The sequence below is a fragment of the Spiroplasma cantharicola genome (assembly GCF_001281045.1).
Lineage (GTDB): Bacteria > Bacillota_I > Bacilli_A > Mycoplasmatales > Mycoplasmataceae > Spiroplasma_A > Spiroplasma_A cantharicola.
The window spans coordinates 623,269-637,213 of sequence record NZ_CP012622.1; the positions used below are offsets into that span (position 1 = coordinate 623,269).

The following is a 13,945-nucleotide window of genomic DNA, read 5'->3' on the forward strand; positions in this document are numbered from 1 at the left end:
AATTACTAATTTTATTTAATTATTTTTTTAATGAATATCAAATAACTAAATGCTAATAAAATTAAACTCAATAGTAAGTACATAAATGAACCTGCCACAGGAGAAAATGTTTTACCCACTTTCCTAATATAGTCAAAACTTTTTATATTTTCTCACTTGTTTGATTCATTTTCATTATAACCTACTAGTTCATAAGTAGTATCCACTCATTCAGTAGAATAATATAGTGAATTAAAGTACTTATCATAACTTGACTCAAATAGAATTCTAACAAATGTAGTAAATGGATTTAAATAAGCATTTTTTCTTGCAAATTGATTATATTCTTTTGCATATAAATCAAATTCTGGGTCGCTATATGAATCATTAGAATTACCATAAATTGGATTTTTTAAGTGAATATAGCTCATAAGCAAATCTGTATAAATTTTGTTAAATGTTCTTACACCATCTGAAATATTAATTTGATTATTTCATTGATCATTAAATCTTGTTTCTTTAGTATAAGTTCACATTCCACTTCTTAAATAATCATAATAATCAAATGGTCTTTCTAAAATAGAATATCCAGGATTTTTTTCAAAATCATATTTGTCATAAGCATATTTAGATATTTTTTTGATTAGATTTGCAATATCTTTTAACTCACTATTCTTAGTTTTACTATTAATTTTTTCAATTAATTCATATAAACCATTAGAACCTTTATATAAATCTTTGTCAATCACTTCTGCTTTAGAATATTCTCTAAATAAAGTTGAATTATAATTTGTCTTTTCTTCTTTTGGTTGTAACTTTTTTATTTCCTTTAAATCATTAATTAATTTATTTTCTTTAAACTCACTACTAACTTCTAAATTTATTAAACTGCCGTCTTTATAAATTCTCAAATTATCACTTTCAGTAATTAGACCATTTATTAATAAAGTTCTAATATAAGTTCTGGAATTAATTTCTTTTCTATAAGAGCTATCATTTAATAAATAATTATATTCTGTTAAATAGAAAAAATTTGATTCAAAATTAAAAATCTTATTTATGTTTGTTAAACTTTCAAGATGTTGTTTTATAAGTGAATCTTCTCCATATTTATTCATTATTTTTTGCATTTCTAAACCAACTAAAAATCTAGTATTATAAAGCTTTAAATAATTACTATTTTCATTCTTATTTCATGTTGTATATGAAGGAAAAATAAATGCTGTAACTGAAGCGTCAATCAATAATGACATTGAACTACATAGGGCAAAGATAGTTCCAATTACCCCTATTAATGCTGAAGAATTTATTGTCACAAAAAGACAAATAATAGAAAATATTAAAAGATCTAGAATAAATAAAATAAAATAACCTGGTAAAACATTACTCAAAGTTTTTATACTATAAAAATTTTGAGTTGTTGGTATAAAAATTGCCAAAATAGATATCATAATTAAAATATAGCTAAAAATTATTAATTTATTTATTAAAAATCTTTCTCAAAAAATTTGTGTTTTACTTAAACCACTTCTTATTTCCAAATTTAAAACACCATTATTTATTTCCTTATTATAAAATCTGACATTAAAATGAATTTCAAAGTATGAAATATAAATTAAAATCATAGTAAATGGCATTCAAGCTAGTAAGGTTGAATTAATATCAAAATTCTTTGGAGGTAGCAAATATAAAAATAGTAGTTCAACAAATATTGTTGATGTAAATAAAATTACACTCATTATAATAAAAATTTTTGATTTAATTAATTCAAAAAATACTCTTTTTGCAATTGCAAAATTTAATGCCACTTTTTTTGTTTTGCTTTCAATTACATTAGTTTTATTTTCAATTTCTATTACTTTATCAAAATTAATATTATTTGTTAATCCTCCGACTTGTTCAATATAAATATCTCTTATATTTTCTTTCTTATTGTCAAAAGTTTGATTATAAACAATTTCTCCCTTATTATCTACTTTCTTTAAAATAACTATTCGATTGATTAAACTACTTAATTCATCAATATTGTGAGAAGTTATAACAATCGTTTTTTTAAATTTAGTAGCTAAATTTGAAAGTATCTTTAGAAATTCTAATCTTGACTTTATATCCAAATTTGCTGTGGGTTCATCCAAAATAATAATTTCTGGATCAGTTATTAATATTGAAAGTAATAGAGCTCTTTTTTGCATTCCTGCTGAAAGTTCACTGAATTTATTATTTTGATATTCTTCTAAATTTAATGCTTTTACATATGCACTTAAATTTTCAAGAACATCTTTTTTTGAAATATTCTTTAGATTAGCAGTATACATTGCAAAATCAATTATTTTAAAATCTTTGGGATAATTATTTTGATCAGGGAAAAAAGCCATTTTTGTAAAAGCTTTTGTCTTTTGAATTTCATTATCTTCAAATAATATTTCCCCTCCATTTTTAATATATTCATTAAAGATTAATTTAATAATTGTTGTCTTACCAGATCCATTATCACCTAGAAAACCAACAATGTCACCTTTCTTTAAAGTAAAACTTACATTGTTAACTCCAGACTTGTTTTTAAATACCTTTGATAAATTTTTAACTTCAAAAAAATTATTACTCATAAGTAGTCCCTCCTATTAATTAAATGTTTGATAGTTTAATAATTAATATTTTTCAAATAATAACTTTTTTCTTCTCTTTTTCACTTTCTTTCACAATTATTATAGTACACACAACTCTCTTATTAGTATTAAAAAATAACTTTGAAAATGTTAAAATTTTAGTAATAATAAGGAGATGAATATGTTTGAGTTTACTTTAGTTGATATTATTTCATTAATTACTGGAATAATAAGTTTAATACTAGCCACTTTTATATCAATATGAATTTATAAAAAAGATGATTTTAAAGACTTTTATCGAGAATTTAAAGAAAAGTATTTTTTTACTTTCAATAAAAATTTTCTTAAAGAAATTAATAGTTATTTAAATATTAGTGAAAAAAATAACGATGAAATCGATTCAATTGAAAATCATTTAAATAAAATACTATATTTTTTAAGTTTTTTAATTGAAAATAAAAAAACTATTAAATCAATATATAACAAGTATAAAAAACATATCAAAAGTCACTTGAAGAAAATGAAAATCAATTCCAGTTCTTCTAAAGCAAATAAGTCAAGTAAGCAAATTAGTTTGAATAAAATACCTGATACTGAAATGGAGTTTTTAGCAAATTTTAAAGATAAAAAGATAAATGAAATTTTCAATAACTATAATAAAATTTATAATAATTTATTTAGCGTTTTTATTGATAAAACAATAAAAAAAGAAAAAATTGAGGAAACTATGGAAGCTTTAAGTTTTTTATCTAAAGCAGAACCTGATATAATTTTAACTATTTTATGAATCTTTAAATTATCAAAAGCAGTTAGTGATTAAAAAAAGAAAAAGCTTAAGCTTTTTCTTTTTTTAATTCATTTAATTTATCAACTAATAATTCATGTTGTTTTTTATAATTAATATATTTTTCTTTTTCAGCTAAAACTTTTTCTGCAGCAGCACGTTTTAAAAAGTTTTCATTTGCAAGCATTTTTTCACTTCTATCGATTTCTAATAAAAGTTCATTTATTTTATCTTGAGTTTCTTGAATTGCTTTATCCTTATCAAAGAAATCCTTATTAGAAATATCTAAAAAATAATCTTTAATAGCAATTGAAGTTAAATCCTTATCATCAATTATACTAATATCTAATTTACAATTAACTAATTTTTCAACAAAGATATTAATATAACTAATTCCTTTTTCAATTATTGATTTAAATTTGGATTTTTTAAGATTAAAATGAATATTTAAAGAAATTGCATTTTTTATATTTTGATTTGCTCTAAACTCTCTTAAGTTATTTACTATTTCAAAAATATGATCCACTGTTAAGATTTTAAATTGATATTTCTTATCTAATCATCTTTCTTTTAAAATTGAAGATTGTAAGTCAAAAGATTGATAAATTTCTTCACTAACAAAAGGCATAAATGGATGTAACATAATTAAAATATTCTTTAAAACATAACCTAAAGTTGATTGACTAAATTGTTTTTCTTGTTTATTTAATAAACTATTCTCTCCTACCTGAGCTTTTGAAAGTTCAATATATCATGAGCAATAGTCATCTCAAATAAAATTATAAAGTAGTTTTCCTGCAACTGTGAACTCATATTTTTCAATTGCTTCTTTAACCATTTTTTTTGTTTCACTTAAACGATTTAAAATTCAAAAATCTATTTGATTATTAACTTCATTAGCTTTTACCAATAATTTTTCAAATTCTAGATTAGTAGGAATTTTTTTAAGATTTAACATTACATATCTAGAGGCATTTCATATTTTATTAATAAAATTTCAAGTACTAGTTAATTTTTCTTCACTATATCTTAAATCTTGACCAGGACTTGAATTTGTTAATAAAAAATATCTTAATGAGTCTGCTCCATACTTTTCAATAACATCCATTGGATCAACACCATTACCAAGAGATTTTGACATTTTTCTTCCTTGTTCATCACGAATTAAACCATGAATTAAAACATCTTTAAATGGTTTTGAAGATGTAAATTCTAAACTTTGAAATACCATTCTAGCTACTCAAAAGAAAATAATATCATAACCAGTTACCATTGTTGATACTGGAAAATATCTTTTCATCATTTCTGATTGTTTTTTATTATTTCAATTCATTGTTGCAAACGGTCAAAAAGCACTAGAAAATCATGTATCTAAAACATCTGAATCACGTTCTCAATTTTGTTCATCTTTTGGAGGAGTTATGCCAACATAAACTTCTTTTGTATCTTTGTGATATCAAGCAGGAATTTGATGACCTCATCATAATTGACGTGAAATTGTTCAATCGTGACTATTTTCCATTCATTTATTTAATGTATCATTAAATCGATTTGGATAAAAATTAATAGCTTCTTTTGATTTTTGTAAATCTAAAACTTGTTTTGCTAATGGTTTCATTTTTACAAATCATTGATCTGAAATAAATGGTTCAACAATAGCATTGCTTCTTTCTGAATAACCAACTTGATGAACTATTTCTTCTTTTTTAATAAAAGTTCCCTCTTTAGTTAATTTTGCAATTAATTGCTTTCTTGCTTCAAAACGATCTAATCCTTGAAATTCTTGTGCTAAATCATTCATAGTTGCATCATCATTCATTACAACTATTTGTTCTAAATTATGTTTTAACCCTATTTCAAAGTCATTAGGGTCGTGAGCGGGCGTACATTTCATTACCCCTGTTCCAAATTCAATTTCGACATATTCGTCTGTTATAACAGGTATTAGAGCCTTATTTGATGGGTTTATAACAGTTTTACCAATATATTTGCTATATCTTTTATCCTTTGGATTGACAACTAAACAAACATCTCCAAACATTGTTTCTGGTCGAGTTGTAGCTACTTGTAAAAAATCTTTTTGATTATCACTTAAAATATATTTAAAGTGATACATTGCACCCTTAGTTTCTTTATAAATAACTTCAATATTTGAAAGTGCAGTTTTTTGCTTAGGATCTCAATTAATTATTCTTTTTCCTTTATAAATTAATTTATCTTCATACATTTTTACAAAGACATAATTCACAATTTGATTTAACTCATCTGAATATGTAAATTTTTCTTTTGAATAATCTAAACTTAAACCTAATTTTGCCCATTGGCTTCTAATAGTTGCAGCATACTCTTCTTTTCATTCTCATACTTTTGCAATGAATTTATCTCGTCCTAAATCATATTTTGAAATTCCTTGTTCTCTTAAGCGTTCTTCGACTTTTGCTTGAGTTGCAATTCCAGCATGATCCATACCAGGAATTCATACAGTATCAAAACCATTTAATTTTTTAAATCTAATTAATAAATCTTGCAAGGAACCATCTCATGCATGACCTAAATGCAATTTACCTGTGACATTTGGAGGTGGAATTACTATTGAATAAGCTGGTTTTTTACTATTAAATTCAGCTTCAAAAATTTTTTCCTTAAGTCATTTAGAATATTTATTTTTTTCAACATCCTTATGATTATATTTCTTATCTAATTCTTTCATATTTTGCTCCTTTAAAAATAAAAAAACCTATTTTTTAATAATTAATTACTAAAAAATAGGAACGAGTTATTCAAAATAACACGCGGTACCATCCTAATTGGTTGCTATAACAACCCACTCATATATCAAATTTTTTAAACTTATACAACCTTCAATAATAGTAAATTCTAGTTCACACCATCCACTAGATCTCTGAAAATTACTTTTTATTTACTCCTTATAAGTACTTACTTTTTAATTATATCAAATCAAATAAAAAAAATAGCATAAAATGCTATTCAATCACAAAAAATTCCGACACTAATTGTGATTTATTATTTAAATTATTTACATTCATTCTTTTTATTTCATATCGTATTGAATATCTTCACTTGTTTTAACTAAGTATTTAAATAGCTAAAACTGAAAATTCTGGCTTCTTAATCGATTTTTTAATAGTTTTTAATAACTTAGTTTCTTTATACTCTAACAAATTGTATAAATTTAAAATTCTTTCATATTGGATAGCCTTTTCTTTTAATTCTAATTCAATAATTATTTCAGTTAAATTATCATTATAACTTTCAAGCTCTTCATGTTTTAAAGTTTTTGCAATTTTATTAAAAGTTTTATTGATACTTTTTAATATTTTATTCATTGAAATTCTATATGCAATATAAACAAATGTTAATGCAAATAATGAAAAAATTGATCCAATAAAAATCAGTGACAATCCAAATGATATTTCCTTATTAACATTTATAATTAAATTTACTAACGAAAACATTATTCCCTTTGAAACAGTAGCTGGAAGTTCAACTAATTCAATATTTTCAATTGGATTTGGTAAATAAGCAGGAATATTATTGATATTTGTTTCTAAATTTAATCCTTGTGTAACTGTAAAAATAACTAATGGTGAAACCAATATAAATATTTTTAAAAAAGCTAAAATATTCTTTTTAATTAATATTTTTTTAAAAGATATGGCTGAAATGTTTTGAAAGTCAATTGTTGACATAAATTCATCATAATCACTAAAAAATTTTCACAATATTGAAATAATTGAAATTGTTCCTAAAATTAATTTAATTCCAATTAACATTTTTGAATTAACATAATTAAATCTTAAATTATCAACTGATGGAATAAGCAAAAAAATGGCAAATAAAGAAATGATTGCTGAATATACAATTATATTATTTAAATCAATATTTTTTCTAATATTCTTTATTTTCATTAATTTGTACTCCTTTAATATTATTATAGGGTTTTTTAATTAATAAATCAAATAATTGAATGTATTCTTTTAAATGTTTAAAAAATCTAAGAATATATGGTCATAAACCCTTTCAATTCAAAATAAATTTTTTGCTTTTTTTCTTGAGAATTCAAGCATTGAACTTTCTTCAAGTAATTCATAATAATTTGATCAAATTTTTGTGTAATTATCAAGAATTTTGTCGTTTATTTTCTTAATTTCTAAAATCTCATTATTTGTTAAATCCTTGTTATTGCTAAAAATAAATAATCCATTTTTTGAAACTAAATCATTTTTTTTGAAAACTACATTTAGATAGTTTTCTGAAAATTTTGCATCTTTAAATAAAGATTCATTTGAAAAATATTGAGTTTTAATTAGATTTTTATAATTTGACTCAACTTCTTTGTTAGATTGAGTTAATTTTTGAAATGAGTTTAAAAATGATGGAAGTAACATAACATTTAACATTGACTCTAAGATTGCTGTTAAAAGCGGCTTGTCACTTAAAATAGAACTTAATTCATAATTTATAAATATTACTGTTATAAAATTTGAAAAAATAATATAAATTCAAAATCAAATTGGTGTAAATTCAAGACTTCTTTGAGCTTTAAACTTATGATTTTCTAATTTCAAATTATAATCAAATATACAAATTAATTGAAAAAATTTAGACTTTGAAAATCAGTTGATATAAGTGAATTTTAACAATAAATAGATACTTCCCCCAACAATTAAATATGATACTATATCATTTGATTCTTTAATAAATAAATTTGTAATAAATAAAACTAAAGTTATTGAAAAGATAGTTTGATCAAAAATGAAAGCAAATAAACTCATTAAATTAGTTTTAAAAAACTTTCTAATTATTTTGTTATGCTTTTTAAGCAAATTAATACTATTTTTCTGATTCCTCATTAGTAATTTCCCCTTTATAATTATTAATTTTTGAAGCGATAAATAGATAAAGACTACCTAGACCGATTATTATTGAAATTATAGCAATTATAGCAATGAACATCCAAACAATTCCACTTAATCCAGAAACTTGATTATTGTGAATCTCTAAGAAAAAGTATGGATATGCTCCTTTTTTACTTGCTAATAAAGCATTTGAACCAACACTTCTATAAATTAATTCTCCTCTAATCAAAGAAAAAATTAGATAGATTATTGGATAAATACACATTACTAAAAAATCCTTTTTGATAAATTCTTTAAAACTAAAATTCAATTCTTGTTTCATTAAAAATAAATAATAAGCAATTGTAGCTATTGGCACAACTGTATGTAAAACCATTTGATCAATTCATCAAATTGGTGTTAAAACTAAATCATTTTCTGTTAATAATACTTGAGGAAGTAACATTCCATTAAAAATTAACCCTGTAATTGTGATGTAAGTAACTACGCATAGAGTAATAGTTCTTGATAAGAATTTCACTTGACCTTCTCTATTATGATTAAAAAAGGATACAAGAAATCAAATTGCTACTAAAATATTTGATTGAATTGTAAAAAAACTAAAATAGTTAATAATATAGCCTTGATAATCATAGCCAACAAATTCTCCAGGTTTATTATTATTTATATCTTTAATATAAATAGCCCATTTTTTAAATTCTTCACCATCTATTTTATATACACTATCACCAATATTGATCATTCCTCTTATAAAACCTTGTAAAAGAAAACCTATAATTAATAAAGATATAGATAATTTATATCAAAGTTTTCAATCCTTTAAATTTTTTTTAGTTATAAACATTTTTTTCACCTTTTCAATATACAAAAAAATTATAGACTATTTAACAGTATAATTCACTATTTTGTATCTTTTTTAGTTATAAACATTTTTCAAAGTTAGTTATTAAATTCCAATTTTATTAAAAAAATAAAAAATATACATTAATGTATATTTTTTATTTTTTTAATTTTGTTATAAATTTTTTAATATCTTCAGTTGTTAAAAATTCATCACTATCAGATATGTTTCTATCTTCTTTTTTTAATAATCTTTCTTCTTTTACAAGAGCCTTTTTGTTTACTGATTCTGGAGCAATACGTTTTTTAACAACAGTAGCTGACTTTGATTTTACAGTAGCTTTTTGTTTATTATTTTTTTTCATTTTTTCCAAAACTTTTAACCTCTCTAAATTTTCTCTTATTTCCAACTCTTTTAATTTTTTCTCTTCTTCAGTTAATTTTTTATCTTCTTCAATAATTTTTACTGTCTCTTCAGCTGGTGTTGATTGTTGAATCGGTTCTGGTGTTACATTTAATGAATTATTATAATTTATATTACTTCCACAAAATTCACACCCAAAAGTCTGATTATTATCATGATGATTGCAATTATGATTAATTTGAGGATTTACTATAAAATTACTTTCACTTTGTTGCAATGTATTATGCAATAAATTATTGTGTTCTTGAGTCATATCTTCTCCATAATTAAAAACTATTTCACCATAGTTCACTAATGGCATATTGTTGGGTTTTAACTTATTCATTCCTAATATTGATGGAGTGAATTCAGAAGTTCCAAATTCTGTTGTAAAATTGCTTCTTACTCCAAAATTTGGATTTGAAATACCATTAGAATTACTACTCATTAAATTTAAATTATTGCAAAAAACTTGTGCTTCATCATAATTTAAAAAGCGATTAACTTCTGTCATATCTGGACTGACAACAAAAAAAACTCCGTCTTTTACTAAAATATAGTACATAATAATTCCTCCAAAAAAATTAAAATTTAATTATTTATAATATTAATATTATACACTAAAAAAACCAATTTTTAAATCCATTCTTACGAATTAAATCAAGCAAAAAAATGTGGTTATTAATTAAATAGTATCATAATATACAATTATTTTTTTAAACTTTTTATTAAAAAATATTAATGTTAATCTTCTTGATAAGCTAATGAAAGATCAATATGGCAGTATCCAAAGGGATTTTTTTCTAAATAACTTTGATGGTACTCTTCTGCATCAAAAAAATTTTTTACTTTTTGATTTTCTACAACTATTTTTTGACTACTATCCTTTTGCTTTTTTTCTAAAAAATTTTGAACTATTTTAAAATCTTCTTCCTCTTCTCAATAGATTCCAACTCTATATTGAGTTCCAATATCATTTCCCTGCTTATTTAATGAATAAGGATTGATGATTTTAAAATATTTTTCTAATATCTTTTCTAAGGAAATTAACTTATCGTTGTATTCTAATCAAATTGCCTCAGCATGATTTGTTTTTCCAGAACAAACTTGTTCATAAGTTGGATTTTCAACATCGCCTTGACAATAACCAACTTTAGTATTTGTTACACCATCAATTAAATCAAAATAAGCTTGAACTCCTCAAAAGCAACCACCAGCTAAATATATTGATTTCATTTTTTTCATCTCCTTTTAAAAATAAATTTAAAGTTATTTCATAATTAATAATTATTTTATAACAATATTTAATTAAATTTTATTTTTTTAAATTGTTTTAAAACCTTCTCAATAAGATTTTAAAATAAAATTTGAAAGTCTAAACAAGTATAAATTTCTTTAGTATTTTGTTACTATTATTAACTAAATTAAAAAAAAAAAAAAAAATCATTATTTCTATAGAAATAATGATTTTTAAGAGATTTTAAATTTTTATAAAGGTAGATCCTTTTTAATAAATATTCAATATGAAGCAATATATAACCCTGTTCCAATAACACCCAAGGCAATATATTGACCTAAATATTTTGAGATTTCACTCACATTATTGAATTCAACTGTAAATAAACTATTTAATGAAAAGTATTTTAAAAATTCAACTGATGGGATTTGACTTGCAAAAAATAAAACATAGAATATAATACTAATTCCCCCAGCTGTAGATAAAGAGGCTGCTGATTTATTAAAATAACAACTACATATAAATGCAATTGAACTAATTGCATATAACATTAAAAATAGCCCAAAAAAGTACATTGCAAATAATCCAATATTAATTTCCCCACCTTTCCCAAAAACAGAAATTGTTATTATTGTTGTTAAAAATTGAATAAATATACTGATAAATAAAGAGAAAACAAATGTTCCCCCCTTTGTTAGAATTACACTCTTTCTTGATTGATTGGTTGTTAATAAATTAACCATTGTACCTTTATCTACTTCACTTGCAACAATATTATTTCCACTTGTTAATAAATAAACTAACAATAATGAATATGTAATTCCTGTTGAACTAACAACTAATGCTACAGTAGCTCCTGTTAGCACTTCAGACCAAGTACTTCCTTGAATAATCATTTCATTAACTGAACTATCATTAATCATGACAGCAAAAGCTACAATAATTAAAATAACTGGCAATATCGTTGTAAACAATCATAAACCTAAGGTTTTTCGCATAGTATCTTTAATTAATTCAAATGATATTTTTCTTTCTTTTGTAGAAACATTCACATTGATATTATCCAATGATTCAATTACATCAGTTTCAATTTCATTTTGATAATATTTCATAAAGTATTGCTCCAAATTTAGCGGATGTTCTTTAATAAATTCCAATTTATTTTTACTCATTTTGACAATAAAATCATTTATATTTTTATTCTCAACAACGGCAAATAAAGTATTATTGTTAAAGCTTTTAATAGTTCAATTTTTTGATTCAACATCCTTTTGAGTAACTTTATCTTTAAACTTAATTTCATAAGTTTTTTCATCATTATATTGAATATCTTCAATATTAATAGTTGAAATTATTTTTCCACGTTTAATAATAGATACATAATCACAAGTTCTTTCAATTTCTGAAAAAATATGTGAAGATAAAATAATTGCTTTACCTTCTTCTTTTGATTTTTGTACTAATTTAACAAATTTTTCTTGCATTAAAGGATCTAAACCACTTGTTGGTTCATCCAAAACAATAATATCAGGATTGTGCATTCAAGCTATTACTAAAGCTACTTTTTGTTTCATCCCTTTTGACATTTTTTTAATTTTCATATTTGGATTAAATTCTCAATAATCAATATACTTTCTTACATCATCTCAATTAGTCATATTTCTTAATTTGAAAACTTGTTTTAAGAGATCAATTCCTGTCATTTGAATTGGAAAAGCAATTTCTCCTGGAACATAACCTAAATTTCTTTGAATTTTATTAGCATCTGTTCATGAATCAAATTGAATTAACTCAGTAATTAAACTTTGATCATTTTTTAAATTTGGTTTATTTTCTAAATAAACATTTGAAGTTCCTGAATCAGATTTTATAAACCCCATTAAACTTCTAATTGTTGTTGATTTTCCAGCCCCGTTGGGTCCTAAATAACCAAAAACTTTACCATATTTGACATTAAAGTTAATATCAAAAATTCCATAACCTGATTTAAATTTTTTATTTAAATCTTTTACTACAATTGCATTATTAGACATAAAAGTCCTCCTCTTTTTTAATTTTTACTATATTATTTAAAAACATTAAATAATTAATATGTATCCTCAAAAGCAATTTTAGTGATATAAAATTTATTTTTTAATTGAATTAGATATTTTTGCCATCCAATTTTAATTCTTCATTTAAGAGTAAATTGATTTTTAGTCTCTAAAAATAATTGTCTTATTAGTAAAAATAATTTTCTCAAAAAGAATGAAATACATTCTAAAACTTTCATAAATAGTTTAAAAATTTTTAAAATAATTGAAAGTATCATTTCCCTAATTAGATAAAATTTAAACATTTCTATTTTTATTAAAATATAGAATAAAACAGAACATGAAGTTAATAATTGTATAATGAAAATTTCAAAGCTAAATGAAATATTTAAATTGAATTTATAAGCAATTGAATTTATTAAAAAATGTGTATTAACAAAAATTAAAAATATTTCTTTTAATGTTATTTTAATAGACTGCTTATTTACTTGTTTAGTTATCAATGAATTATAATTATTTGTATTAATTGATCATAATTTTATTTGAAAAGTAAAAAACAAATAAAAGACAAAAGTTCCTAAAATTAAAATAAAATGTCTACTTGTTATTTGATCGTTAAAAATAGCAAAAATGAAGCAAATAAATAAAAGTAAAATAATTGGATTTAAAACCCATTTTAATTTTGTTCTTATTATTTTCATTAAATTCGCCTTCTTTTGATAATTACTATATCACATTTATCAGTTACTATTAAAAGGATTTAAATATAATAAACCTTTTAAAAAAATTTTATTTCTGTTCTTCTGCTTTTTGTTCTTTTTTTTCAGAAAATTTATCTATTTTATTAGAATAAACAAAATAAAATAAACCTCAATCAAGAAATGATTTTTTTGTTACTTTTTGGATTTCTATCCAGTTTTTATTTGATTTTAGAAAAATTAAACCACAAATAGTTGCGATCAAACTAAATATAGCAATTAAAGACGAAAATACAACTAATCCTAATCATAATCAAGATATTTTTTGACTTAAAGTAATAACTAATAAAGTTATAAAAACTCCTGTAAGCAACATAGAAACTAAAAAAATAAGAGCAGAACATAAGGCTACTTTATAAACACCTTGTTTAATATTTTTAATTCTATTTTCCATGTTTTCTCCTATTTATTAGTACTTTTTATAA

Annotated in this window: 11 protein-coding genes; 1 reads left to right on the plus strand and 10 read right to left on the minus strand. The window is 22.4% G+C overall.

All coding sequences use genetic code 4. The features are described from left to right. Positions 1-11: 11 nt before the first annotated feature. The gene (locus SCANT_RS02815) at positions 12-2,585 is read right to left on the minus strand and encodes an ATP-binding cassette domain-containing protein (RefSeq protein ID WP_053946212.1); all 2,574 of its coding nucleotides are present in this window, start codon (positions 2,583-2,585) and stop codon (positions 12-14) included. 181 nt (positions 2,586-2,766) lie between these two features. Between SCANT_RS02815 and SCANT_RS02820 the strand changes: the two genes are divergently transcribed. Next, positions 2,767-3,405, plus strand: a complete 639-nt coding sequence (locus SCANT_RS02820) for a hypothetical protein (protein ID WP_053946213.1) — start codon at positions 2,767-2,769, stop codon at positions 3,403-3,405. A 13-nt stretch (positions 3,406-3,418) separates the two neighbouring features. Here the strand turns inward: SCANT_RS02820 and SCANT_RS02825 are convergent, their stop codons facing one another. The 9 genes from SCANT_RS02825 to SCANT_RS02865 all read right to left on the minus strand — a co-directional run bounded on the left by SCANT_RS02825 (position 3,419) and on the right by SCANT_RS02865 (position 13,914). Next, positions 3,419-6,079, minus strand: coding sequence for a valine--tRNA ligase (locus SCANT_RS02825; RefSeq protein ID WP_053946214.1), 2,661 nt, complete (start codon positions 6,077-6,079; stop codon positions 3,419-3,421). A 388-nt stretch (positions 6,080-6,467) separates the two neighbouring features. Further along, positions 6,468-7,298, minus strand: coding sequence for a hypothetical protein (locus SCANT_RS02830; RefSeq protein ID WP_053946215.1), 831 nt, complete (start codon positions 7,296-7,298; stop codon positions 6,468-6,470). 69 nt (positions 7,299-7,367) lie between these two features. Next, positions 7,368-8,243, minus strand: coding sequence for a hypothetical protein (locus tag SCANT_RS02835; protein WP_053946216.1), 876 nt, complete (start codon positions 8,241-8,243; stop codon positions 7,368-7,370). Next, positions 8,224-9,093 carry a Pr6Pr family membrane protein gene (locus SCANT_RS02840; RefSeq protein WP_053946217.1) on the minus strand — a complete coding sequence of 290 codons (870 nt, stop codon included), beginning with the start codon at positions 9,091-9,093 and terminating at the stop codon, positions 8,224-8,226. Before SCANT_RS02840 ends, SCANT_RS02835 begins: the two co-directional genes overlap by 20 nt. Positions 9,094-9,247: 154 nt before the next feature. Next, positions 9,248-10,057 (minus strand): hypothetical protein, encoded by an 810-nt coding sequence (locus SCANT_RS02845; RefSeq protein WP_053946218.1) that lies wholly within the window; start codon positions 10,055-10,057, stop codon positions 9,248-9,250. 179 nt (positions 10,058-10,236) lie between these two features. Then, a complete protein-coding gene (gene msrA / locus SCANT_RS02850) occupies positions 10,237-10,728 on the minus strand; it encodes a peptide-methionine (S)-S-oxide reductase MsrA (RefSeq protein WP_053946219.1) in 492 nt (163 codons plus the stop codon). Between the two features lie 252 nt (positions 10,729-10,980). Continuing rightward, the gene (locus tag SCANT_RS05270; RefSeq protein WP_083434207.1) at positions 10,981-12,762 is read right to left on the minus strand and encodes an ATP-binding cassette domain-containing protein; all 1,782 of its coding nucleotides are present in this window, start codon (positions 12,760-12,762) and stop codon (positions 10,981-10,983) included. 53 nt (positions 12,763-12,815) lie between these two features. Further along, positions 12,816-13,463, minus strand: coding sequence for a hypothetical protein (locus SCANT_RS02860; RefSeq protein ID WP_053946220.1), 648 nt, complete (start codon positions 13,461-13,463; stop codon positions 12,816-12,818). 88 nt (positions 13,464-13,551) lie between these two features. Beyond that, positions 13,552-13,914: a hypothetical protein gene (locus SCANT_RS02865; RefSeq protein ID WP_053946221.1), complete on the minus strand. Its 363-nt coding sequence runs from the start codon at positions 13,912-13,914 to the stop codon at positions 13,552-13,554. Positions 13,915-13,945 lie beyond the last annotated feature (31 nt).